Source organism: Streptococcus infantis (assembly GCF_047465185.1).
Lineage (GTDB): Bacteria > Bacillota > Bacilli > Lactobacillales > Streptococcaceae > Streptococcus > Streptococcus infantis_O.
This window is the reverse complement of sequence record NZ_JASHAJ010000002.1, coordinates 48,635-73,694: the sequence shown is the minus strand read 5'-3', so window position 1 is coordinate 73,694 and position 25,060 is coordinate 48,635. Positions and strand designations below refer to the sequence as shown.

General features: G+C 39.0%; 25 protein-coding genes, 1 tRNA gene and 1 pseudogene. 23 read left to right on the top strand and 4 right to left on the bottom strand.

From position 1 onward, the window contains the following. The first annotated feature begins 61 nt into the window (after positions 1-61). From greA to QM382_RS03810, 8 genes and pseudogenes are all read left to right on the top strand, one after another. Positions 62-544, top strand: a complete 483-nt coding sequence (gene greA / locus QM382_RS03845; protein ID WP_414272510.1) for a transcription elongation factor GreA — start codon at positions 62-64, stop codon at positions 542-544. Between the two features lie 82 nt (positions 545-626). Then, positions 627-2,000, top strand: a complete 1,374-nt coding sequence (locus QM382_RS03840; protein ID WP_195183675.1) for an amino acid permease — start codon at positions 627-629, stop codon at positions 1,998-2,000. Between the two features lie 98 nt (positions 2,001-2,098). Then, the gene (locus QM382_RS03835) at positions 2,099-2,509 is read left to right on the top strand and encodes a GNAT family N-acetyltransferase (RefSeq protein WP_225750537.1); all 411 of its coding nucleotides are present in this window, start codon (positions 2,099-2,101) and stop codon (positions 2,507-2,509) included. A 150-nt stretch (positions 2,510-2,659) separates the two neighbouring features. Continuing rightward, positions 2,660-2,869 (top strand): helix-turn-helix transcriptional regulator, encoded by a 210-nt coding sequence (locus QM382_RS03830; protein WP_001107501.1) that lies wholly within the window; start codon positions 2,660-2,662, stop codon positions 2,867-2,869. Further along, positions 2,859-3,347: a DUF6773 family protein gene (locus tag QM382_RS03825; protein ID WP_225750536.1), complete on the top strand. Its 489-nt coding sequence runs from the start codon at positions 2,859-2,861 to the stop codon at positions 3,345-3,347. The genes QM382_RS03830 and QM382_RS03825 overlap by 11 nt, the downstream gene beginning before the upstream one ends. A 107-nt stretch (positions 3,348-3,454) precedes the next feature. Beyond that, the gene (locus QM382_RS03820) at positions 3,455-4,915 is read left to right on the top strand and encodes a nicotinate phosphoribosyltransferase (protein ID WP_301560127.1); all 1,461 of its coding nucleotides are present in this window, start codon (positions 3,455-3,457) and stop codon (positions 4,913-4,915) included. Further along, the gene (nadE, locus tag QM382_RS03815; protein WP_414272509.1) at positions 4,912-5,736 is read left to right on the top strand and encodes an ammonia-dependent NAD(+) synthetase; all 825 of its coding nucleotides are present in this window, start codon (positions 4,912-4,914) and stop codon (positions 5,734-5,736) included. Before QM382_RS03820 ends, nadE begins: the two co-directional genes overlap by 4 nt. Positions 5,737-6,032: 296 nt before the next feature. After that, positions 6,033-6,575 (top strand): annotated as a pseudogene (locus tag QM382_RS03810) (GNAT family N-acetyltransferase). A gap of 46 nt (positions 6,576-6,621) precedes the next feature. On the opposite strand, the gene QM382_RS03805 reads toward QM382_RS03810, so the two are convergent. From QM382_RS03805 to QM382_RS03790, 4 genes are all read right to left on the bottom strand, one after another. Then, positions 6,622-7,704 carry a M24 family metallopeptidase gene (locus tag QM382_RS03805; RefSeq protein WP_414272508.1) on the bottom strand — a complete coding sequence of 361 codons (1,083 nt, stop codon included), beginning with the start codon at positions 7,702-7,704 and terminating at the stop codon, positions 6,622-6,624. Positions 7,705-7,820: 116 nt separating this feature from the next. Continuing rightward, positions 7,821-8,603, bottom strand: a complete 783-nt coding sequence (gene gatD / locus QM382_RS03800) for a lipid II isoglutaminyl synthase subunit GatD (RefSeq protein WP_414272507.1) — start codon at positions 8,601-8,603, stop codon at positions 7,821-7,823. Beyond that, entirely contained in the window at positions 8,603-9,946 is a 1,344-nt protein-coding gene (gene murT, locus QM382_RS03795; protein ID WP_414272506.1) for a lipid II isoglutaminyl synthase subunit MurT, read from the bottom strand. The genes gatD and murT overlap by 1 nt, the downstream gene beginning before the upstream one ends. Before the next feature lie 87 nt (positions 9,947-10,033). Then, positions 10,034-11,350, bottom strand: a complete 1,317-nt coding sequence (locus tag QM382_RS03790; protein ID WP_414272505.1) for an FAD-containing oxidoreductase — start codon at positions 11,348-11,350, stop codon at positions 10,034-10,036. Positions 11,351-11,692: 342 nt separating this feature from the next. Here QM382_RS03790 and QM382_RS03785 point away from each other — a divergent pair, with 342 nt between their 5' ends. The 15 genes from QM382_RS03785 to QM382_RS03715 all read left to right on the top strand — a co-directional run bounded on the left by QM382_RS03785 (position 11,693) and on the right by QM382_RS03715 (position 25,050). After that, positions 11,693-13,267 carry a DEAD/DEAH box helicase gene (locus tag QM382_RS03785; protein WP_414272504.1) on the top strand — a complete coding sequence of 525 codons (1,575 nt, stop codon included), beginning with the start codon at positions 11,693-11,695 and terminating at the stop codon, positions 13,265-13,267. Positions 13,268-13,540: 273 nt separating this feature from the next. Continuing rightward, positions 13,541-14,329: a GTP-sensing pleiotropic transcriptional regulator CodY gene (codY, locus tag QM382_RS03780; protein WP_016466100.1), complete on the top strand. Its 789-nt coding sequence runs from the start codon at positions 13,541-13,543 to the stop codon at positions 14,327-14,329. Further along, positions 14,329-14,904, top strand: a complete 576-nt coding sequence (locus QM382_RS03775) for a cysteine hydrolase family protein (RefSeq protein ID WP_414272503.1) — start codon at positions 14,329-14,331, stop codon at positions 14,902-14,904. Before codY ends, QM382_RS03775 begins: the two co-directional genes overlap by 1 nt. Before the next feature lie 77 nt (positions 14,905-14,981). Further along, positions 14,982-15,067 (top strand) — tRNA-Leu (locus QM382_RS03770). Between the two features lie 286 nt (positions 15,068-15,353). Beyond that, a complete protein-coding gene (locus QM382_RS03765; RefSeq protein WP_414272502.1) occupies positions 15,354-15,965 on the top strand; it encodes a CPBP family intramembrane glutamic endopeptidase in 612 nt (203 codons plus the stop codon). Between the two features lie 125 nt (positions 15,966-16,090). Further along, positions 16,091-17,368, top strand: a complete 1,278-nt coding sequence (locus tag QM382_RS03760) for an ABC transporter permease (RefSeq protein ID WP_414272501.1) — start codon at positions 16,091-16,093, stop codon at positions 17,366-17,368. 13 nt (positions 17,369-17,381) lie between these two features. Further along, the gene (gene vex2 / locus QM382_RS03755; RefSeq protein ID WP_004252438.1) at positions 17,382-18,029 is read left to right on the top strand and encodes an ABC transporter ATP-binding subunit Vex2; all 648 of its coding nucleotides are present in this window, start codon (positions 17,382-17,384) and stop codon (positions 18,027-18,029) included. A 47-nt stretch (positions 18,030-18,076) separates the two neighbouring features. Continuing rightward, positions 18,077-19,456 carry an ABC transporter permease subunit Vex3 gene (gene vex3 / locus QM382_RS03750; protein ID WP_414272500.1) on the top strand — a complete coding sequence of 460 codons (1,380 nt, stop codon included), beginning with the start codon at positions 18,077-18,079 and terminating at the stop codon, positions 19,454-19,456. A gap of 71 nt (positions 19,457-19,527) precedes the next feature. Next, the gene (locus QM382_RS03745; protein WP_414272499.1) at positions 19,528-20,184 is read left to right on the top strand and encodes a response regulator transcription factor; all 657 of its coding nucleotides are present in this window, start codon (positions 19,528-19,530) and stop codon (positions 20,182-20,184) included. Continuing rightward, positions 20,181-21,500, top strand: a complete 1,320-nt coding sequence (gene vncS, locus QM382_RS03740) for a sensor histidine kinase VncS (RefSeq protein WP_414272498.1) — start codon at positions 20,181-20,183, stop codon at positions 21,498-21,500. The genes QM382_RS03745 and vncS overlap by 4 nt, the downstream gene beginning before the upstream one ends. Positions 21,501-21,647: 147 nt before the next feature. Then, complete coding sequence (locus QM382_RS03735) at positions 21,648-22,529, top strand: class II fructose-bisphosphate aldolase (RefSeq protein ID WP_001019005.1); 882 nt, start codon at positions 21,648-21,650, stop codon at positions 22,527-22,529. Positions 22,530-22,659: 130 nt separating this feature from the next. Then, positions 22,660-23,589, top strand: coding sequence for an alpha/beta fold hydrolase (locus QM382_RS03730; RefSeq protein ID WP_414272497.1), 930 nt, complete (start codon positions 22,660-22,662; stop codon positions 23,587-23,589). A gap of 55 nt (positions 23,590-23,644) precedes the next feature. Next, on the top strand, positions 23,645-24,199 hold the full coding sequence (locus QM382_RS03725) for a histidine phosphatase family protein (protein ID WP_414272496.1): 555 nt from the start codon (positions 23,645-23,647) through the stop codon (positions 24,197-24,199). 67 nt (positions 24,200-24,266) lie between these two features. After that, positions 24,267-24,614, top strand: coding sequence for a hypothetical protein (locus QM382_RS03720; protein ID WP_414272495.1), 348 nt, complete (start codon positions 24,267-24,269; stop codon positions 24,612-24,614). A 37-nt stretch (positions 24,615-24,651) separates the two neighbouring features. Beyond that, complete coding sequence (locus tag QM382_RS03715; RefSeq protein ID WP_414272494.1) at positions 24,652-25,050, top strand: hypothetical protein; 399 nt, start codon at positions 24,652-24,654, stop codon at positions 25,048-25,050. The last annotated feature ends 10 nt before the right edge of the window (positions 25,051-25,060 follow it).

Below are 25,060 nucleotides of genomic sequence, written 5' to 3'. Positions count from 1 at the left end.
CACATAATTTTGCTTTAAAAAAGTAAATTTTATTAAAACAATCAAAAGAAAGTTGAGAAAAATGGTAGAAAAAACTTATCCAATGACATTTGAAGAAAAGGAAAAACTCGAAAAAGAATTAGAAGAATTAAAATTAGTACGTCGTCCAGAAGTCGTAGAACGTATCAAGATTGCTCGTTCATACGGTGATTTGTCAGAAAATAGTGAGTATGAAGCAGCTAAGGATGAACAAGCCTTTGTTGAAGGACAAATATCAAGCTTGGAAACAAAAATTCGTTATGCAGAAATCGTTAACAGTGATGCCGTTGCTAAAAATGAAGTTGCTATCGGAAAAACTGTAACAATCCAAGAAGTTGGAGAAGACGAAAAGGAAGTATACATTATCGTTGGTTCAGCTGGAGCAGATGCTTTTGCAGGAAAAGTGTCAAATGAAAGCCCAATTGGTCAAGCATTGATTGGTAAGAAAAAAGGTGATGTTGTTACGATCGAAACACCTGCTGGAAGCTATGATGTTAAAATCTTAAAGGTTGAAAAAACCGCTTAATAGGATAAAAAGGAGGAGTGGATTTAGGGAAAGCGTTTTCTATCACTCCTTTTCTTATTTTTTAAAAACTTAAGGAGACTAGATGAATTCAGAAAAAAAGCACAAAAAGAAAAGTAAAATGGAGCGTGGCCTAACCAATCGCCATGTTCAGGTTATGGCAATTGCAGGAACGATTGGTACGGGATTATTTCTTGGGGCTGGTCGGTCTATCAGTTTAACTGGACCTTCGATTGTCTTGGTCTATATGATTACAGGTGGCTTCATGTATCTCATGATGCGTGCTATCGGGGAAATGTTGTACCAGGACCCAGAGCAACACACCTTTATTAATTTTATTACTCGCTATCTTGGAAAGGGCTGGGGATATTTCTCGGTATGGTCTTATTGGTTATCAGTAGTCTTTATTGGTATGGCTGAGATTACAGCTATTGCTCACTATGTTCAGTTTTGGTTTCCATCTTGGCCATCTTGGTTGATTCAGGTTGTTTTTTTAACAATTTTAGGATTGGTCAATCTGATTGCAGTTAAAATATTTGGTGAAGTGGAATTTTGGTTTGCCATGATTAAAATCGTTGCTATTCTTGCCATGATTGCGACGGGTATTTTTATGGTCTTGACTGGCTTTGAAACTCCTTATGGATCAGCAAGTCTCACCAATATTAGTGAGCAATTCTCCCTTTTCCCAAATGGAGGAATGAACTTTGTCATGGCCTTTCAAATGGTTTTCTTTGCTTACTTGATGATTGAATTTATCGGTGTAACCACATCTGAAACTAAGGATCCTCGGAAAGTATTGCCCAAGGCGGTTAAGGAAATTCCTTTGCGAATTATCTTCTTCTACGGTGGGGCTTTGCTTGCAATCATGTCTATTATTCCTTGGCGTGAGCTTTCTGCGACGGATTCACCATTTGTAACGGTATTTGAACTTGTTGGTCTTAAGTGGGCGGCGGCCTTGATTAACTTTGTTGTCTTGACTTCCGCTGCGTCAGCCTTGAATTCAACTCTTTACTCAACAGGTCGTCACTTGTACCAAATTGCCCATGATTCACCAAATCGTTTCTTGAAAGCTATTAAGGCAGATACACTTTCACGCCACAACGTTCCTCAGAATGCTATCATTGCTTCTGCGGTATTGATTGGTCTAGCAGCCTTCATCAATGTACTTCCTGGCGTATCAGATGCCTTTGCTTTGATTACAGCTTCTTCATCAGGTGTTTATATCGCCATCTACATCTTGATCATGGTGGCCCATCTTAAGTATCGCAAGTCAAAGGACTTTATGGCAGATGGCTATCTCATGCCCCAATATCGCTTGCTAAATCCTCTGACTATGCTCTTCTTCATCTTTGTATTCGGAACTCTCTTTTTACAAGAATCAACTGTAATGGGAGCCAGAGGTTCAGCTATCTGGATTGTTGCTTTTGGTATTTATAGCCAATGGAAATTTAGAAAATAAGTTATAAGCTCATCAACTCTGGTTGATGAGCTTTCTAGTTTGACAGTTCTTGGTAATAAGACTATAATCAAGCTATAAGTATCTTCGAGGAGGTTTGGATGCAGGTAAGATTGGAAAATACAGAGTCTCAGAAATCGCAAATTATAGGAGACTTGATTCGCTCCTATAATCGTTCCAAAAGAGAAGTTGCTGAAAGTGAGCCACTAAACCTTTATGTCGAAGATGAATATGGTGAAATCATGGCTGGCTTAGTAGCAGAGACTTTCGGGAATTGGTTAGAAATTGAGTATTTGTTTGTGAAGGAGGACTTGCGAGGACAAGGAATCGGATCCCAACTATTGCACCAAGCAGAAAGTGAAGCTAAAAAGAGAAACTGTCGCTTTGCTTTTGTGAATACCTATCAGTTTCAAGCGCCAGCCTTTTATCAAAAGCAGGGCTACAAGGAAGTCTTTACCTTAAAAGACTATCCCTACACTGGACAAAGGCACTATTATCAAAAAGATTTGTAAACAGAGAACTCTCTATCATGTAAGTGGTAGAGAGTTTTTTGTAAAAAAAATCTCACAAAATGACAGATATATATTGCATAATGTAAAATATATGATATAATAAAGTTAAAAAAAGAAGCGCGACTTTTAAAATTAAGGAGGAGGTAACAAGTGGCTAAGAATTTAAAATTAAAGTTAGCTCGAGTGGAGCTTGATATGACACAAGGTGATTTGGCAGAAGCTGTGGGTGTCACTAGGCAGACTATCGGTTTGATAGAAGCTGGAAAGTACAATCCTTCGCTTTCACTTTGTCAATCCATTTGTAGATGCTTAGGGAAAACGTTGGATCAATTATTTTGGGAGGAAGAAGATGAAAAATAGATTTTTTTATTATCAATTACTAGACGAAAGAGAAGAACAACTGATGAATAAAGCTAGTGCAGAGAGTTTTTATATTTCTATCGGATTATTGTTTCTAACTTATTTCATAGCAGTGTTAGCACCAAGCCTTTTTAATCCAAGTATGCTTCTCGTTATTATTATCATAGGGACTTTTTACTTTATCAATCGTGCTAGAAGTCTAGGTGTGACTTACTATAGTCGTTTTCATTTTACAATTTTAGGATGTCTGTTATTAACTCTAGTGATTACAGCTACCTTGATGCTACAGAACTACCAGTTCAATATCGAAATATATCAGCATAACCCTCTACATCTTAAATACATTTTTGCTTGGGTATTTACCTATATCTTTTATCTTCCTTGGGTCTTTATTGGTAACTTAGGTTTGAAAAGTTATGGTGAATGGGCTCAGAAGAAGTATGAAAAAGATATGGATGAGCTCGAGAGCATGGAATAGCTTGTTAGCTTTTTCTCCATCTTGGTAAAATGTGTTATAATAGTACTAATTTATGAGAAAAGAAGAAATATTTTCTTCTTTTTACAAATAAGGAAGAAGGACAGTATATGTACCCAGATGACAGTTTAACATTGCACACAGATTTGTATCAGATTAACATGATGCAGGTTTACTTCGACCAAGGAATTCATAACAAGAAAGCAGTTTTTGAAGTTTATTTCCGCCAACAACCGTTTAAAAATGGTTATGCTGTTTTTGCAGGTTTGGAACGCATTGTGAACTACCTAGAAAACCTGCGCTTTTCTGATAGCGATATAGCTTATTTGGAGTCACTTGGTTATCATGGTGCCTTCCTGGAATATCTCCGTAATCTCAAGTTAGAGTTGACGGTGCGTTCTGCTCAAGAAGGGGACTTAGTATTTGCTAATGAACCGATTGTTCAAGTGGAAGGACCTTTAGCGCAGTGTCAATTGGTTGAAACAGCTCTTTTGAATATTGTTAATTTTCAAACCTTGATTGCGACCAAGGCTGCTCGTATTCGCTCGGTCATTGAAGATGAGCCTTTGATGGAGTTCGGTACACGTCGTGCGCAAGAGATGGATGCAGCTATCTGGGGAACTCGTGCCGCTGTCATTGGTGGTGCCAATGGAACTAGTAATGTACGTGCAGGTAAGCTCTTTGGAATTCCGGTTTTAGGGACTCACGCCCATGCCTTGGTTCAAGTCTATGGGAATGACTATCAGGCTTTCAAGGCTTATGCCTCAACTCACAAAAACTGTGTCTTCCTAGTGGATACCTATGACACCCTTCGCATCGGTGTTCCAGCAGCCATTCAGGTTGCGCGTGAACTCGGTGACAAGATTAATTTCCTTGGTGTTCGTATTGACTCTGGTGATATCGCCTATATTTCTAAAAAGGTTCGTCAACAACTGGACGAGGCAGGATTTACTGATGCTAAGATTTATGCATCCAATGACCTTGATGAAAATACCATCCTTAACCTCAAAATGCAAAAAGCTAAGATTGATGTTTGGGGTGTAGGAACTAAGCTCATTACAGCCTATGACCAACCAGCTCTAGGAGCAGTTTATAAGGTTGTTGCCATTGAAGATGAAAATGGTCAGATGCGCAATACTATCAAACTCTCTAGCAATGCTGAAAAAGTTTCAACTCCAGGTAAGAAACAAGTTTGGCGCATTACCAGTCGTGAAAAAGGAAAATCTGAAGGTGATTATATTACCTATGACGGCGTTGATGTGTCAAGTATGACTGAACTCAAGATGTTCCACCCAACCTATACTTACATCAAGAAAACTGTCCGCAATTTTGATGCCGTTCCTCTTTTGGTAGACATTTTTAAGGAAGGTAAGCTAGTCTATGATTTACCAAGTCTTCCTGAAATTCAGGCCTATGCTCGCAAGGAATTTGATAAGCTTTGGGATGAATACAAACGTGTTCTTAACCCACAACATTATCCAGTAGACTTAGCGCATGATATTTGGCAAGATAAGATGGACTTGATTGACAAGATGCGTAAGGCAGCTCTAGGTGAAGGAGAAGAAGAATGAGTTTGCAAGAGACCATTATCCAGCAATTAGGGGTTAAACCTGTCATCGACCCTCAAGAAGAAATCCGTCGTTCCATTGACTTTCTAAAAAGATATTTGAAGAAACATCCCTTCCTTAAAAGTTATGTATTAGGAATTTCTGGTGGTCAAGACTCGACTTTAGCTGGTCGCCTTGCCCAACTAGCTATAGAAGAAATGCGAGCTGAAACCGATGATGATTCTTATAAATTTATAGCAGTTCGCCTGCCTTATGGAGTGCAAGCTGATGAAGCAGATGCCCAAAAAGCCCTAGCTTTTATCCAGCCAGATGTCAGCCTGGTAGTGAATATCAAGGACTCTGCTGATGCTATGACAGTAGCAGTCGAAGCAACAGGAAGTCCTGTTTCAGATTTCAACAAGGGGAATATCAAGGCTAGAAGCCGGATGATTGCCCAATATGCACTCGCTGGAGCTCATAGTGGAGCAGTTATTGGTACTGACCATGCTGCGGAAAATATCACAGGTTTCTTTACCAAGTTTGGTGACGGTGGTGCAGATATTCTTCCTCTCTATCGCCTCAATAAACGCCAAGGGAAACAACTCTTGAAGGAACTTGGAGCTGATCCAGCACTTTATGAAAAAGTTCCAACAGCAGATTTGGAAGAAGAAAAACCAGGTATTGCAGATGAAGTAGCCTTGGGAGTCACTTACAATCAAATCGATGATTACCTCGAAGGTAAGCAAGTAAACCCAGAAGCGCAAGCAACCATTGAAAAATGGTGGCATAAAGGCCAACACAAACGCCACCTACCAATCACCGTGTTTGATACGTTTTGGGAGTAAAAAAGTCCGGGGGACTTTTTTAGCCCGAGCCTGAAAATAAAAAAGCGAGGAAGGTTCGGTAACTCGAAGAGTTCGATTTCGTAGTCTCACCCCCGCAAGGCTGACTAGGCTTGAAAAAGCTTGATAAAGCGTATTTCAAGCCAGACAGCTACTGCGTCATGAAATTAGAGGAAACTGTTGTTTTCTCAATGTTTATGAGTAAAGTGTTTTTACCCTCTCACCTAGAAATAAGAAAGCGAAGAAGGTCCAGTGGACCTTTTTAGCTTGGGCATTCAAATAGAAAGCGAGTTACGATTATGAAACCACTAGGTACACAACCTATAGAAACTGAACGATTGATCTTGAGGAGATTTGTGGAAGGTGATGCTGAAGCCATGTTTGATAATTGGGCTTCACGCTCAGAAAATCTGACTTATGTGACTTGGAATCCACACCTGAATGTCGAACAGACTAGAAATTCTATTGGCAATTGGGTAGCATCCTACGACAATCCTAACTATTACAAATAGGCCATTAGTCTCAAAGAAAATCCAGAATATGTCATTGGAGATATTAGTCTGGTCAGTGTGGATGAAGAAAACTCTAGCTGTGAAGTCGGATATATCTTAGGGATGGACTACTGGGGACGAGGACTCATGACAGAAGCCTTGAAGGCTGTTTTATCATACTGTCTAGATGAGATTGGATTTGAAGAGGTTGATGCTTGCTATGCAAGTTTAAATCCCGCCTCTGGTCGTGTGATGGAAAAGGCGGGTATGACTTTTTGGAAGACAATTCCAAATGCAGTTGAACGAAAAGGTTATATCGCTGATAAAATTTATTATCAAATCAAAAAATAAGATGGAAAAGAATAACTTTTCCATCTTATTTTTTGTAATATACTTTTTAATCAAAATAAAGTAAATCCTTGCTGGTGCTTGTAAAGAGGTCGAAGCCATCCTTCGTAACAACACCGCAGTCTTCGATACGGACACCGACTTTACCAGGGATGTAGATGCCGGGTTCAACTGAGAAGCACATACCCTCTTCGATAACCATGTCGTTTCCTTCCATGATTGAAGGGAATTCGTGTACATCCATACCGATACCATGACCGAGACGATGGTTGAAGTACTCACCGTAGCCAGCTTTTTCGATCACTTCACGAGCTGCGCGGTCTACTTCATGAGCTGTCACACCAGGTTTGATAAAGTCAAGGGCAGCTTGTTGGGCTTCAAGAGTCAAGTTGTAAATATCTTTCTTGAATTGATCAGGTTTACCGACAGCGACTGTACGAGTCATATCTGATGCATAACCATTGACCATTACACCGAGATCAAAGAGGAGAAGGGCGTTATTTTCAACCTTGTTGGCCCCAGGAATACCGTGTGGATTTGCAGCGTTATCACCTGTCAAAACCATAGTATCAAAACTCATTTCATAGCCTTCGCGTTTCATGGCAAAATCGATTTGCGCAATGATATCAGTTTCCGTATTATCAAGAGAGATATTGTCAAAACCAACTTTGACAGACTTATCAGCATAGGCACCTGCAACCATCATCTTTTGCACTTCATCTGCTGATTTGATGAGGCGCATGCGTTGGATCAATGGAGTCAAGTTATCAAACTCAGCACTTTCAAAGACAGTTTTCAAACCGTGGTATTTAGTCAAGATGAGATTGTCAAACTCAACTGCTACACGTTTGAAATCAAGATGTGGCAAGGCGTTTTGGATTTTCTTCCAAGGGTTTTCAGAGTCCACATAACCAACAACTGGGAATGAGACAGTGCTGCTTGCACGCTCAACCTCAAGGGCTGGAACGAAGAGAAGTGGTTCTTGATTTCCAAGGACAAAGAGGAACATTTGGCGTTCGTGTGGATCACTGTAAAAGCCAGTGAGGTAATTAATTGTGACGGGGTCAGATACGACAGCGACGTCTAGCTTTTCTGATTCAAGATAAGTTAAGATTTGTTGTAATTTAGACATATGCTACCTTCTTTCTACCCCTCTATTTTTGCAAAAATTAGTAGAAAATGCAAGGGAGAAGGGGAAATGAAGGTAAAAAAAATTCCAACAGCTAATAGCATGTTGGAATAGAAAGATTAGTTGAATTCTGCCTTGCTTTTCACATCGCTGTATTCTTCAGCTACTTCTTGGCTGAGGATATCTCCATAAGCTGGAAGGACAATGCTCTGACCATATTTTTTCTTGAGTGCAGTAGTGACCAAGCGATAGGCTAGATTTGCATTACGGGATAAAATAGGTCCGTGGAAATAAGAACCGAAAACATTTTTATAGTGAACGCCTTCACCGATTTTTTCTTCGTTGTTTCCATTTCCGTAAACGACCTGACCGAGTGGTTTTTGGTCATCTGAGAGGAAGGTACGGCCTTGGTGGTTCTCAAAACCATAGTAGATTTCATCAAATTCTTCGTTATGAATTTTAATATCACCGATAAAGCGGTTGTTAGTTTGATTGAGAGTGTAGTGTCCCATGACACCTAGGCCTTCGATACGTCTTCCAGAAGCTTCGATATAGTATTGACCCAATAGTTGGAAGCCACCGCAGATAGCAAGGACAACACCATCATTTTGGATAAAGTTATCGATACTTTCTTTTTTAGCAGGTAAATCACCAGCAATGATACTTTGTTCAAAGTCTTGGCCACCACCGAAAAAGGCGATATCGTAATGATTTTCATCGAAATCATCATGAAGTGAAACGATGTCAACTGTTACATGGGCACCAAGCTTTTCAGCTACGTACTTAAGCATAAGAATATTCCCATTATCTCCGTAGGTGTTCATGAGGTTACCATAGAGGTGGGCGATATTTAGCTGGTAAGGATAGTTGCCGTCTTTTGAGGAAAGTGAAGTATAAACCATTAGTTCATCTCCTTTCTAACAAGCTGACGATTGGATAGTAATTCTCGGAATTCCAGCATGGCCGTATAAGTCGCAAGGATATAAGCATGCTTGCAGTCTTGAGCTTCAATCGTTTTAAGAACTTGTTCCAGACTGCTTGTTTCAGTGATTTTATCAGCTGGATAACCAGTTACTCGAAGACGACGAGCAATTTCAGAATGACGAACGCCACCGGCGTTGATTTCTGGGATATCCATCTCAGTAATTTGTTCAAAATCAGCATCCCAAATCCAGCTGGTATCAATTCCGTCTGCATAGTTGGCATTTAGGAGAACAGAAAGGCTAAACGGATAAGGAGCTAATTTTATCATCTCAATAGCTTGGGTAGCACCAACAGGATTCTTGATGAGAACCAGCGTGCACTCCTTATCACCGATATGGAAGGTCTCCTGGCGACCGAATACAGCGCGACTCTTGTCAAATCCTTGCTTAATCAGTTGAGAATCCGCTCCAAGGTAACGAGCAATAGCGACTGCAGCGAGAGCATTATAGATATTATAAAGCCCACCGATTTGGATACCGTATTCCTGACCATCGATAACAAAGCGGGAACGATTGTTGGTCAGCTCAACCAATTCTGTCAGACGATAGTCTAAGTCAAGACGTTTACATCCACAGTTTTCGCAGATATATGCTCCTAAGTTGGCATAAGTATTAAGCTCATATTTCAAAATACTTTGACAGTCTGGGCAGAGAATACCTTCAGTATTGTAGTGAGCAAGTTTTGCTGGACCTTTTTCCAAATCAAAACCAAAATACTGAACAGGATTTGGAATTGCAGGCTTGTAGAAAAGTGGACTGTCACCGTTAAGGAGGACAGTAGCAGTAGGAACTTTTCGAATAGCGTCCAAAATCATGTTGTAGGTCGTATAAATCTCTCCGTAGCGGTCCATTTGGTCACGGAAGATATTGGTAATGACAAAAAGACTTGGTTGGATGTAGTCACAGATGTGTGAGAGACTAGCTTCATCGATTTCAAGCACTGCAACATTTTTTCCAATTTTTGACGATTTTGCAGTCAAGAAAGTCGTTGTAATCCCTGTTATCATGTTGGCACCACTTGGATTAGTTAAAACTTGACCATAAATTTCCTTTAGGATACCGACAGTGAGAGCGGTTGTCAAGGTTTTCCCATTGGTACCAGTTACCACTACAATTTCGTAGTTCTTTGCTAAATGTTGTAAAATATCTTTATCAAATTGAAGGGCGAGTTTTCCAGGAAGCGTACTTCCACGGCCAAGACGGCTCAAAATAAAGTGAGAAGAACGCCCAGTAAGAAGGCCCAAAGTAGTTTTTAATTTCATGTTTCTATTATATCATAAAAGCTAGAAAAGATAGGTTTGAGATTTCAGTGAAGAAAAAACAGCCCTATATCGGACTGCTTTCTAAAATTAAATCGCAAACAAATCGTTTAGGTTCTCAGCCATAGTTGGGTGAGTAAAGATTTGTTTAGCCAAATCTGTGTATGGGATATGATGGTTCATAGCAAGAGTAATCAAATTGATAATTTCATGAGATTCTTGACCAAAGAGGGTCACACCCAAGATTTCCTTAGTTTCAGGGTTTACCACAGCTTTGAAGGCACCACGCAAATCGCCATTAACATGACCACGAGGCATGCCAGCAACTGGAAGTTCCTTGACAGCAACTGGTCCACCTGCTGCTCTGGCTTGGTCTTCAGTAAGACCAACTTGTGCCAAAGGTGGGTTGAGGAACATAGCGGTTGGAACAGCTCCACGTGTTTCAAGATTATAGCTACCATCCCCTGTCAAGTAATTAAAGACAATACGGAAATCATCTAATGAAATATAAGTGAATTGAAGACCACCATTGACATCACCCACTGCAAAGACACCTGGAACGCTTGTTTCCAAATGCTTATTAACCTGGATACCGCCACGTTCAGTCAAGGCAATATCAGTGTTTTCCAAGTGAAGAGGTTCAATATTAGGCTTGCGTCCTGTTGCATAAAGGAGCGCATCAAAACGGAAGTCTCCTTTATCAGTAACAACGACAACTTCATCGCCGTCATTCTTAACTTCAGATGTTTTAACACCTTGCTCAAAGACAATGCCGTCCTCTTCCATGTATTCCTTAGCCAACTTAGCAATAGATGGCTCCACACGTGGCAAGAAGCTAGTCGCTGCATCCAAGACAGTCACTTGGCTACCCAAACGGTTATAAAGGCCAGCAAATTCAAGACCGATATTACCGCCACCAAGAATTCCAAGTTTTTCTGGCAATTTGTCCAAGTTTTGGATGCCTGTTGAGTCAAAGACGTTCTTACTTGTAGCAAGACCTGGGATTGGTAATACATTTGAAACAGCACCAGTGTTGATGACGATAGTCTCAGCTGTAAGCTCTTGGCGGTCATCACCAGCTACTACTTCGATGACCTTATTTGACACGAAATGTGCCTCTGCATCAATGACATCAACGCCATTGTCTGCCAACATTTTATAATTCTTAGCATTAAGACGACCAGTCACCGCGCCACGCTCTTTCATGGTATCGTCAAATGACCAGCCTTTCTCAGCCGCAACAATCATAGTCTTGGTTGGGATACACGCAATATTAATGCAAGTACCACCATACATCGCTTTACTGCGCTCGATGACAGCAACTTTCTTACCAGCCGCATTCATCTTAGCAGCCAATGTTTTACCGGCCTTACCAAATCCAATAACAATTAAATCGTATGTTAACATTTTTAAATCCTCCTGTTTGATTTCATTCTAGCATAAGAAAAAGATTTTTTCACAATTCTGCTACGGGAAAAAATTTTGGACTAATTTAGTCTCACGAAAGCTTTTGGGAATCAAGCTCAAAAAATAGAAAAATCGTTTACATGATTTAATCAAGTGGTTAGACTATCTTTTGGCCCTCTCTTGTGTTATACTAGATAGGTTGCAAAGAAAGCAGTACTTTTCTTTAGTGGAAAAGAAGCAACACGATCTTTCATATAAAGATATGGAAAACCGTCATGAAAAGAAAAGTATAAACTAAGCGCTATAGGGTGGCTTCGCACCATCTTTAGAAAGAAGAATAACGTGAAATTTAATGAATTTAATCTTTCTGCTGATTTGTTAGCAGAAATTGAAAAAGCAGGATTTGTAGAAGCAAGTCCTATCCAAGAGCAAACTATTCCTTTGGCTCTTGAGGGAAAAGATGTTATCGGTCAAGCACAGACTGGTACAGGGAAAACTGCAGCCTTTGGCTTGCCAACTCTTGAAAAAATTCGTACAGAAGAAGCAACTATCCAAGCTTTAGTAATTGCCCCAACTCGTGAACTGGCTGTTCAAAGTCAGGAAGAACTCTTCCGCTTTGGCCGTAGTAAAGGTGTGAAAGTCCGTTCAGTATACGGTGGTTCAAGTATTGAAAAACAAATCAAGGCTCTTAAATCAGGTGCTCACATCGTTGTAGGAACACCGGGACGTTTACTTGACTTGATTAAACGCAAGGCTTTGAAATTACATGATATTGAAACCTTGATTTTAGATGAAGCAGATGAAATGCTGAACATGGGATTCCTTGAAGATATTGAAGATATCATCTCTCGTGTACCGGAAAATCGTCAAACCTTGCTTTTTTCAGCGACTATGCCAGATGCTATCAAACGTATTGGTGTTCAGTTCATGAAAGAACCTGAGCATGTGAAGATTGCTGCAAAAGAATTAACTACAGAATTAGTAGACCAGTACTATATCCGTGTTAAAGAACAAGAAAAATTCGACACCATGACTCGTCTTATGGATGTTGATCAACCTGAGTTGTCTATTGTCTTCGGTCGTACCAAACGTCGTGTAGATGAGTTGACTCGTGGTCTGAAAATCCGTGGTTTCCGTGCAGAAGGGATTCATGGAGATTTGGACCAAAACAAACGTCTTCGTGTCCTTCGTGATTTTAAAAATGGTAATCTTGATGTCCTCGTTGCAACAGACGTTGCTGCTCGTGGTTTGGATATTTCAGGTGTGACTCATGTCTACAACTACGATATTCCTCAAGACCCTGAGAGTTATGTTCACCGTATCGGCCGTACAGGACGTGCAGGTAAGTCAGGTCAGTCTATTACCTTCGTTTCACCTAATGAAATGGGTTACCTACAAATCATTGAGAACTTAACTAAGAAACGCATGAAAGGTCTTAAACCTGCAAGTGCAGAAGAAGCCTTCCAAGCTAAGAAGCAAGTCACTCTTAAGAAAATTGAACGTGATTTTGCTAATGAGGAAATTCGTAGCAACTTTGAGAAGTTTGGCAAGGATGCTCGTCAATTGGCCTCAGAATTCAATCCTGAAGAATTGGCTATGTATATCCTTAGCTTAACGGTTCAAGACCCAGATAGTCTTCCAGAAGTTGAAATTGCGCGTGAAAAACCTTTACCATTTAAACCATCTGGTGGTGGCTTCGGTGGCAAAGGCAAGGGTGGTCGAGGAGGCCGTCGTGGAGACGACCGTAGAGACCGTGAACGCCGTGGCAATGGCCGTCGTGATGACTATCGTAAAGGTGGACGTTCAAAGGATCGATTTGATAAAGAGAAGCGTTACCGTAAGGATAATAAAAAACCACGAAATACTTCAAGCGAGAAGAAAACAGGCTTTGTGATTCGTAACAAAGGAGATAAATAACAAAAAAAGCGGTTCACTGAGGTGGATCGCTTTTATATATAAGGAGACCGAGAGTCATATGAAAAGTAATACGAGAAGTTTGTATTTATAAATTTGTTATCTTGTAATATTATCTTATCAAAAAAATAAAATACTGTCAATAAGAAAATAATAAAAAAATAGGAAAAATTTTCGAATACACTTGAATTGCAATTCAATAAACAATTTTCAGATAATTGTTGAAAAAGTCAGAATTTTATGATATAATGAAAGCGATTATATGCGAGGTAAAAAATGGCACATTTATTAGAAAAAACAAGAAAAATCACATCAATTTTAAAGCGTTCGGAGGAGCAATTACAAGATGAGCTTCCTTATAATGCCATTACACGTCAATTAGCAGATATTATTGACTGTAACGCTTGTATTGTGAATAGCAAGGGTCGTTTGTTGGGCTACTTTATGCGCTACAAAACTAATAATGACCGAGTAGAGCAATTCTTCCAATCAAAGACTTTCCCGGAAGATTATGTGCAAGGTGCGAACATGATCTACGATACGGAGGCCAATCTTCCAGTAGAGCATGATTTGACAATTTTCCCAACTGAGAGTCGTTCTGATTTCCCAGATGGTTTGACAACGATTGCTCCAATCCATGTCTCTGGTATTCGCTTGGGTTCATTGATTATTTGGCGTAATGATAAAAAGTTTGAAGAAGATGATTTGATTCTGGTTGAGATTGCCAGTACAGTAGTAGGAATTCAACTCTTGAACTTCCAACGTGAGGAAGATGAGAAAAATATTCGTCGTCGTACGGCTGTAACTATGGCGGTTAATACCCTTTCTTACTCTGAACTTAGAGCAGTATCGGCTATTCTAGCTGAATTAAATGGTAATGAAGGTCAATTAACAGCTTCAGTCATTGCAGACCGTATCGGTATCACTCGTTCTGTAATTGTTAATGCCCTTCGTAAACTAGAATCGGCAGGGATTATTGAGAGTCGTTCTCTTGGTATGAAAGGAACTTATCTCAAAGTTCTAATTCCAGATATTTTTGAAGAAGTGAAAAAGAGGGACTATTAATGGCTAAGGCTTTAATTTCTATTGACTATACAGAAGATTTTGTAGCGGATCATGGGAAACTGACTGCGGGCGCTCCAGCTCAAGCAATATCTGATGATATATATGGGGTGACCCAAAAGGCTTTTGAACGTGGCGATTACATCTTTTTCACCATCGATGCCCATGAAGAAAATGATGTTTTTCATCCTGAAAGTAAACTATTCCCTCCACATAATCTTATTGGGACTAGTGGACGAAACTTGTATGGCAAACTAGCTGAGTTCTATCAGGAATATGCTAATGATAGTCGTGTTTTCTGGATGGATAAGCGTCACTATTCTGCTTTTTCTGGAACAGATTTGGATATCCGTCTCAGAGAGCGTAGAGTAGATACAGTCATTTTGACAGGAGTTCTTACAGATATCTGTGTCTTGCATACAGCCATAGATGCTTATAATCTTGGTTACCAGATAGAAGTTGTGAAACCAGCAGTAGCATCCATTTGGCCTGAGAATCATGCCTTTGCACTTGGACATTTTAAGAATACACTTGGTGCGAAATTGGTTGATGAAAATTTGCTTGAAATTGCAGAATAATACATTTCAATATGAAAAAATCTGAAAAAAGTCTTGACAATTTTTTTCAAAGTTGATATACTAGTAAAGTAATCGACGCGGGGATGGCGGAATTGGCAGACGCGCAGGACTAAGGATCCTGTGACCGCTTTAGGTCGTGAGGGTTCAAGTCCCTCTCTCCGCATAATAGTGAGCTAGCTTTGGCTAGCTTTTTATTTTTTTGAAAGATGTATAGTGAAAAACATACAAGCTAGTTTATTTGTATGTTTTTTGTTTTCTTTTAAAAAGTGCTATAATATAGATAGAAAAGATGGCAAAAAGTTCAGTATTGAAAAATTAGAGAGGTAGTAGTCTAGAAAAGTTTAATCTATCCTAGTTTATAACGGTTATTATCGGGAAAGCTTTTATAGTTTAAGTCTTGTATTTCCTGATTTAAAATAAGTTTTTCAAATATGTAAAGGAGAATTGTTATGGCTAATGAACTACAACGAATCATAAGTGCCTTTATTCAATTTCTTTTTGTTATTATACTACCTTATATCTGGTGGTTTTTAATAGTGAGAGGTAAAGTATCTTTTGGGGAATGGATTGGTTTAAAATCTATTAAAAGGGTTAAAGATTCTGATCTGATCTCATGGATAATTGGTGGATTTCTCTTGTTTACTATTTTTTATATGTTTGTCTTTCCTCTAACACGTAGTATAGAAACGGCTACTTCGGCTTTTTCTGGTATGGGTTATAAGGCTTTACCAAGTATTCTAATTTACAGTATTTTGCAAACATCTTTGCCAGAGGAACTGCTATTTAGAGGATTTCTACTGAAACGAATGGCAAATCACATGCCGTTTGTCTTTGCAAATACGATACAGGCTATCGCTTTTGGATTGCTTCATGGAGTATTATTTGCTTCAGTAGTAAGTTTAGAAGTCACTTTTTTCATTATATTTTTTACGGGAGCAATAGCAGCTTATCTTGGTTTTGTTAATGAAAAGAAAGCTGGAGGGTCCATTTTAACAAGTTGGATCATACATGCACTAGCTAACATCCTGTCTGGTTTAGTTGCTGCATTTTCTCTGTTTTAATCTGGGTGATTTATAAATATAAAGTCAGTAGAAATACTGGCTTATTTTATTTCAAAAATTTTCCTTATTTCATAAACATTTCATATTTGAATATTATAATAGTCTTACAAATATGGAGGTACTCTATGAATCCCACTCAAAGAGCTTGGGCTTACGTCAGCAGAAAACGACTGAGAAGTCTCATATTATTCCTGATTCTATTTGTCTTATTGGCTGGAATATCGGCTTGTTTGACGCTCATGAAGTCCAACAAAACAGTAGAAAATAATCTCTATCGCTCATTGAATACATCTTTTTCGATTAAAAGAATAGAAGCAGATCAGACCTTTCAACTGTCTCAACTAGACGAGCTTAAACAGATAAAAGGTCTTGAGGAGATTTCCCCAGAGCTTGAGACAATAGCTAAATTGACTGACAAAGAAGTGGTTACTGGAGAACAAAGTATCCAAAGGGATGATTTGACAGAGGCTGAAAAGAATCTTATCACTTTGATTGCTTTGGAAGATTCTTCCAAGGATGTTTCTTTTACAAGTTCCGCCTTTAGTCTTAAAGAAGGAAGACACCTACAAAAAGGAGATAACCAGAAAATATTAGTCCACGAAGATTTAGCCAAGAAAAACAATCTAAAGCTAGGAGATAAGATTAACTTAAATTCTGGACCAGTAGAAGATAGTAGTGGACAAAGGCTAGACTATGAAATCGTAGGTATTTTCTCAGGTAAGAAGCAAGAGAAATTCACTGGTCTTTCGTCAGACTTTAGTGAAAACACGGTCTATACAGACTTCGAAAGTAGCCAAACTCTTCTTGGAAATAAGGAAGCTCAAGTAACTGCTGCTCGTTTCTATCTAGAAAATCCAAAAGATATGGATAGTATCATTCAAGAGGTTGAAAAGTTATCTCTGGAAACGAAAGGTTATCAAGTCGAAAAGGAAAATAAGGCATTTGAGCAAATCAAGGATTCAGTTTCGACCTTCCAAACCTTCCTACAGATTTTCCTCTATGGCATTATGATTGCTGGTGTAGGAGCGCTGATCTTGGTCTTGTCACTTTGGTTACGAGAACGAGTCTACGAGGTTGGTATTTTATTGGCACTAGGTAAGGGAAAAGGAGCAATCTTTAGCCAATTCTGCCTGGAAGTCATCCTAGTTTCATTGGCAGCTATTCTGCCGGCATTTGTGGCTGGAAATGCCATTACTTCCTATCTCTTGAAGACTGTACTAGCAAGTGGTGACCAAGCTGCCCTACAAGATACGCTAGCAAAAGCAACGAATCTTTCAACAAGTCTTCTATCATTTGGAGAATCTTATATCTTCCTACTTATAATCAGCTGCTTGTCAGTTGCACTTTGTTTCCTATTTTTATTTAGAAAATCACCGAAAGAAATTTTATCATCCATCAGTTAATAAAGGAGAAATTATGACTTTACTACAACTACAAGATCTTACTTATCGTTATAAAAACACTGCAGAAGCAGTCTTATATAAAATCAATTACGATTTTGAACCTGGCAAGTTTTATAGTATTATTGGAGAATCTGGGGCAGGGAAGTCAACACTCTTATCTCTATTAGCAGGACTTGATAGCCCAGTCGAAGGAGCTATCTTATTCGAAGGCAAGGATATTCGTGAACAAGGTTATTCTTATCATCGCATGCACCATATCTCGCTAGTTTTCCAAAACTATAACTTGATTGATTATCTTTCTCCATTAGAAAATATCCGCTTGGTTAATAAAAAAGCTAGCAAGGATACCCTTCTTGAACTTGGTTTAGATGAAAGTCAAATCAAGCGGAATGTTCTCCAATTATCAGGTGGACAGCAACAACGTGTTGCCATTGCTCGTAGCCTTGTATCAGAAGCACCAGTGATTTTAGCAGATGAACCAACAGGAAACTTGGATCCTAAGACTGCTGGAGATATTATTGACCTGCTCAAATCTCTTGCTGAGAAAACAGGCAAGTGTGTGATCGTTGTGACCCACAGCAAGGAAGTAGCACAGGCGTCAGATATTACACTTGAATTGAAGGATAAGAAACTGACTGAAACAAGAAAAAATAGTAACTAAAACATTTAAACATATTAAAAACGGAAGTAAATCTAGAAAGGAATCTTATGTTACACAACGCATTTGCCTATGTCACAAGAAAATTTTTTAAGTCGCTTGTGATCTTTCTTATCATTCTCTTGATGGCTAGTTTGAGTTTGGTCGGCTTGTCTATCAAGGGAGCAACAGCCAAGGCTTCTCAAGAAACCTTTAAAAATATCACCAATAGTTTCTCCATGCAAATCAACCGCAGGGTCAATCAAGGTACTCCACGTGGTGCGGGGAATATCAAGGGTGAAGATATCAAAAAAATTACCGAGAATAAGGCCATTGAATCCTACATCAAACGAATTAATGCTATCGGTGATTTGACAGGCTATGAACTGATTGAAACGCCTGAAACCAAGAAAAATCTAACTGCAGATCGAGCTCAACGTTTTGGAAGTAGCTTGATGATAACAGGTGTAAATGACTCTTCTAAAGAAGACAAGTTTGTGTCAGGCTCTTACAAACTGGTCGAAGGAGAACATTTAACAAACGATGACAAATACCAGATTCTCCTGCACAAAGATTTGGCGGCTAAACATGGCTGGAAGGTAGGAGATAAGGTCAAACTGAACTCTAATATCTACGATGCAGATAATGAAAAAGGAGCAAAGGAAACGGTAGAAGTAACGATCAAAGGACTTTTTGATGGACATAACAAATCTGCTGTGACCTATTCACAAGAACTTTATGAGAATACAGCTATCACAGATATTCACACAGCTGCCCAACTCTATGGTTATACAGAAGATACAGCTATTTATGGAGATGCTACCTTCTTTGTAGCTGGAGATAAGAATCTAGATACTGTCATGCAAGAATTAGGATCTATCAACGGCATCAACTGGAAGATGTATAGCTTGATTAAGAGTTCATCTAACTATCCTGCCCTCGAACAATCTATCTCAGGCATGTACAAGATGGCTAATCTTCTCTTCTGGGGTAGCTTGAGCTTCTCAGTTCTTCTACTGGCTCTCTTACTCACCCTATGGATTAACGCGCGTCGTAAAGAGGTTGGAATCCTCCTTTCAATTGGTCTAAAACAAGCAAGTATTCTAGGACAATTTATCACAGAAGCAGTTATGATTGCAATCCCAGCACTTATTTCAGCTTACTTCTTGGCTAACTATACTGCTCGTGCCATTGGAAATACAGTTCTTGCAAATGTCACATCAGATGTGGCTAAGCAAGCTAGTAAGGCAGCCCAGGCCTCTAATCTTGGTGGTGGTGCAGAAGTTGATGGCTTTAGCAAGACTCTTTCAAGTTTGGATATTTCCATTCAACCTTCTGACTTTGCTATCATCTTTGTACTTGGCTTGGTTCTAGTAGTACTAGTTATGGCACTTGCTTCAAGTAATCTCCTCTTTAAACAACCAAAAGAACTCTTGTTGGATAGTGAATAAAAAAACCTGCTACCTATTCTCACTCAAATGAGATATAATATAGGTAGCATTTTTGATAGAAAAGGATTTATATGAAAATTCTAATTGTAGAAGATGAAGACATGATCCGTGAGGGAATTAGTGACTATTTGGCGGATTGTGGCTATGAAACCATTCAGGCAGAAGATGGCCTTGAGGCCTTAGAACAATTTTCCAATCACCAAGTTGATCTGATTCTCTTAGATATTCAAATGCCGAAACTCAATGGTTTAGAGGTTTTGTCAGAAATTCGAAAAAGTAGCCAAGTTCCGGTCTTGATGTTGACAGCCTTTCAGGATGAGGAGTATAAGATGAGTGCCTTTGCTGCATTAGCAGATGGTTATTTGGAAAAGCCTTTTTCTCTATCTTTGTTAAAAGTACGAGTGGATGCCATCTTTAAACGTTATTATGATACCGGTCGTATTTTTACCTATAGGGACACCGAGGTAGACTTTGACAGTTATAGCGCCAAAGTAGCTAGTCAAGAAGTTGCAGTGAATGCAAAAGAGCTGGAAATTTTAGACTATCTGGTTAAAAATGAAGGTCGAGCCTTAACACGGTCGCAGATTATCGATGCTGTATGGAAGATGACAGATGAGGTTCCTTTTGACAGAGTGATCGATGTCTATATCAAGGAACTACGGAAAAAATTGGATTTAGACTGTATTCTTACCGTGCGCAATGTTGGTTATAAATTGGAGAGAAAATGAGACGTTCAGGTTTATTTAAAAAAATTTTTATCTATACCTTCTCGGTATTTTCTACCTTGGTCATTTGTTTGCATTTGGCCATCTATTTCCTCTTTCCTCCGACCTATCTCAGTCATCGTCAGGAGAGCATAGGGCAAAAGGCTACAGAAATTGCCCAGTCCCTCCAAGGAAAGGACAGTCAAGCGATTCAGGAAGTCCTTGAACTTTATTCTAAAAGCAGTGATATTAAGGGAGCTGTTAAGGGAGAGATGACTCAGGATAAGTTGGAAGTCAATGATAATCTTCCCATTGATAAACAACGACAAACGGCCTCCTTGGTTATTGAGGAAAGAGAAGTTCAAACTAAGGATGGTCAGACGATGACCTTGCAGTTTTTAGCTTCTATGGATTTGCAGAAAGAAGCAGAAGACATCAGTCTGCAATTTTTGCCTTATACGCTATTAGCGTCTTTCATCATTTCGCTCCTCATCGCCTTTATCTATGCTAGAACCATTGTTGCTCCTATTTTGGAAATCAAACGAGTGACTCGACGGATGATGGATTTAGATGCAGAAGTGAGGTTGCGCGTGGATTCTAAGGATGAAATTGGCGATCTCAAAGAACAAATCAATAGCCTTTATCAGCATCTCTTGACGGTCATTGCAGATTTGCATGAGAAAAACGAGGCCATTCTCCAGCTGGAAAAGATGAAGGTTGAGTTTTTACGAGGTGCTTCCCACGAACTGAAAACACCTCTAGCTAGTCTAAAGATTCTTCTGGAGAATATGAAAGCCAATATTGGACGCTATAAAGATCGTGACCATTATCTGGGAGTTTCTTTGGGTATTGTGGATGATTTGACTCACCACGTTCAGCAAATCTTATCCCTTTCTTCAGTGCAGGAGTTGCGAGATAAGAAGGAAGTAATCAACCTTCTTGAAATGACAGATTTTCTCTTGAAGGATTATGATTTATTAGCCAAAGAGAGGGAAATCTCAGTTGTGAATCAACTCACAGACCAACAAACTTATCTAAATCCTTCGGTACTCAAGCTGATTCTTTCAAATCTTATCAGTAATGCTGTGAAACACTCTGTCCAAGGTGGTTATCTAAAAATTGGGACAGAAGATGGCTGGGTCTTCATTGAGAACGCCTGTACACCTGAGGAGCAAGATAAGTTTGAACAATCCTTTACGGTTTCTAGTCGACAAAGTAAGGGAGCTGGCTTGGGACTATTCGTAGTTAAAAGTTTATTGGAAAACGAAGAAATTGACTATCGATTTGAACGCTATGAAGACCACTTAGCCTTTTATATGAACCTACCTAAAGACCTATAAAATTAGGACTTTTAGGAGAGTTCCATATTTTTAGATAGAAGAAATTCAATTCAAACTACAGGAAAAACTAGATTTTTTTGTCAAAAAGTGATAAAATGAACAATGTAAATGGGATATCCCATAAAAATATACAGGAGGCCTGATAAAATGGCAATCGTTTCAGCAGAAAAATTTGTCCAAGCAGCTCGTGACAACGGTTATGCAGTTGGTGGATTTAACACAAACAACCTTGAGTGGACTCAAGCTATCTTGCGCGCAGCAGAAGCTAAAAAAGCTCCAGTTTTGATCCAAACTTCAATGGGTGCTGCTAAATACATGGGTGGTTACAAAGTTGCTCGCAACTTGATTGCTAACCTTGTAGAATCAATGGGTATCACTGTACCAGTAGCTATCCACCTTGACCACGGTCACTACGAAGATGCACTTGAGTGTATTCAAGTTGGTTATACTTCAGTTATGTTTGATGGTTCACACCTTCCAGTTGAAGAAAACCTTGAAAAAGCTCGTAAAGTTGTAGAATTTGCTCACGCAAATGGTGTATCAGTAGAAGCTGAAGTTGGAACTATCGGTGGTGAAGAAGACGGTATCATCGGTGACGGTGAATTGGCACCAATCGAAGACGCTAAAGCAATGGTTGCTACAGGAATCGACTTCTTGGCTGCAGGTATCGGTAACATCCACGGTCCTTACCCAGCAAACTGGAAAGGTCTTCACCTTGACCACTTGCAAAAATTGACTGAAGCTGTTCCAGGATTCCCAATCGTATTGCACGGTGGATCAGGTATTCCTGACGACCAAATTCAAGCAGCTATCAAACTTGGTGTTGCCAAAGTTAACGTTAACACTGAATGCCAAATCGCATTCGCTAACGCAACTCGTAAATTTGCTCGTGACTACGAAGCAAACGAAGCAGAATACGACAAGAAGAAACTCTTCGACCCACGTAAATTCTTGGCTGACGGTGTAAAAGCTATCCAAGCATCAGTTGAAGAACGTATCGACGTATTCGGTTCAGAAGGTAAAGCTTAATCTAGCTGAACAATACAAAATGAAACTCGCCTATGAAGGTGGGTTTTTTGTTTCTGGATATATACAGATTATACTGGAAAATTCTTAAACTTAAGTTGCTAAAAGAGTCTAATTTTTGTACAATAATGCTATGAAAAAACTGAAAAAATGGTGTCTAGGGCTTCTTAGTTTCCTTATCTTGTTTTTAGTAGGGACATTTATCTTTCATCGTATCAGCTTAGAAAAGGAACAAGCCTCTCTAACTCCTATGGGTAAAACTGTCCTCGTTAATGGGCACAAAATCAATGTTTACGTTGAGGGGGATGGTCCAGAGACAATAGTAGTTCTATCAGGTGCTGGAATTGCTTCACCTATATTAGACTTTAAGAATCTAACAGATTCCCTATCAAAAAAATATAAGGTAGTCATCGTGGAGCGGGCTGGCTATGGTTATAGCGAGGATAGTAATCAATCCAGAGATGTGATGGAAGTTTTGTCTGAGACACGTCAAGCTCTATCACAAGCAAATATATCAGGACCTTTTATCATTCTGTCTCATTCCATGGCTAGTCTTGAAAGTCTGGCTTGGCAGGAAAAGTATCCTGATGAAGTGAAAGCCTTGGTTGGTCTGGATTGGGCATTACCAGCAAGTTATGAGGATTTAAAGGATAATCAGGCCTTGCTTACTGTGGCTTATTGGAGCAGTAAGATTGGCTTATTACGCTATTTCCCTGAGTCCTTTTATATAAAAAATCCAACTCTGACTGAAACTGAACGACAACAATATAAATTACTAGCATATAAGCAGTTGATGTCACAAGCCATGCTTCATGAATCACGTTTGGTAAAGGAAAATGCCAAGAAAGTTCCATCTAGCATTAATCCGAAAATTCCCACCTTATTACTGGTTTCTAACGGTGATGGTACTAGCTTTAGCCAATCAGAATGGCAGCATTATGCAGAGAGATTTGCTAGTGGTCAGTCTAATGTTCAAGTCATCTATATGGATGCGCCTCACGACCTCTATCATTATCAAAATAATGAACTTGTTTCTCGAATTGAAGAATTTTTAACAGAGTAACTGTGATTTAGAAAGTTATTTTGAACGGATGCCAATAATTGAGAGGTGACATTTTATGAAGAACACTTATATTGTACTTAGACATGCTCATTCAAGATTCTCGAGTGATGATTTTAATAGAACATTGTCGGAAAAAGGATTTTCTTCTCTTGAACAGTTGGAGTTTTTAAATGCTTGTAAAATAGATTACTTTATTTCAAGCCCTTATAAGCGAGCTTTTGAGACAGTAAATAGTTCTCCCGTTCAATTTGATAAGATAGTACTTGATAATCGTTTACGTGAAAGAAAATTATCTTCAAGATTTATTGAAGATACTGAGTTTGAAAAAACAATTCAATATTTATGGCAAAATCCAGATAAATCTCTCATTGGAGGCGAGTCCAATCGAGAAGCATTAAATAGAATTTTAGATTTATTTTCGGACTTGGAAGAAAGGTATTCAGGTAAAACCATATTACTGAGTTCTCATGGAAATTTGCTAGGAATCTTAATCAATCATTTTGATTCAAGTTTTGATTATAAAAAATGGGAACAGATGACCTTTCCAGATTGCTTTCTAGTTGACAAAGATGAGAGTGTGAAAAGAATTATGCCAGATACTTTTAGGTAATCATTTAGCTCAATCTATGTGATTTTTATTTTCTGTTATTGTAAATAGAATAGAAGGGAAAATAGCCATGATATTCGATCAGACCTTGCAAGCTTACATACATGAAGTAGATGATGTTCTTGTAGCTTGGGAAGAAAAACCAAGTGGAAACTTTGAGATGGAAGCTCAGTTGCTTGCAGCCAATTATCATAAAAATAGATCTCGTATTCTTGCTTTTATACTGCCTCATTTACAAGAATTTTATGGGTATTTCACAGATGAAGAAGCTACTGAAAAATTGGGTAAACCCATCATCGAGCCAGAAAGACAAACCGTTACTTTCTGCGATCAAACTTTTGATGATATTCATATCTTTTCTTTTGACTATCAGGGGCAGTCATTTGAGAGTCTGGAGAATTTTGCCATTGATGGTTAAGGTCTGTTTTCAGTTTTAAAAAGAAGGAGAGAGACTGATGAGTACTGCTGATTTTGTCTTTATTGAGAGTAAAGACCCCATATTCCTAGATTTACAAGCCTTTTGTACTGCTTTGAGAGAAAAATTCCCGGGTATTTTGATCATAGAAAGGACGAATCCTGAAAAAGCTTACTCGCTTTCTTGGGATTATCAAATTCCTCAGCTTACTTTGGGAAGTTCACTGAGTAGCAAGAAAAATGTTTTTGTGATTGATTACTTTGATTCAACGAACAGGTTACAAGATTATGCCTCCTATATCATCTGGCTTCGGAAATGGTTTCCACCTGAAGAGAAAGTTTCCTTTTGTGATGAAGGTTATGAGTATGTGTTTGAACTTCCTAGTGATTTATCCCAAAAGGAGTTGGAAAACTACTTACGAACAAGGTTTGATGAGTGAAGAAGAAGTT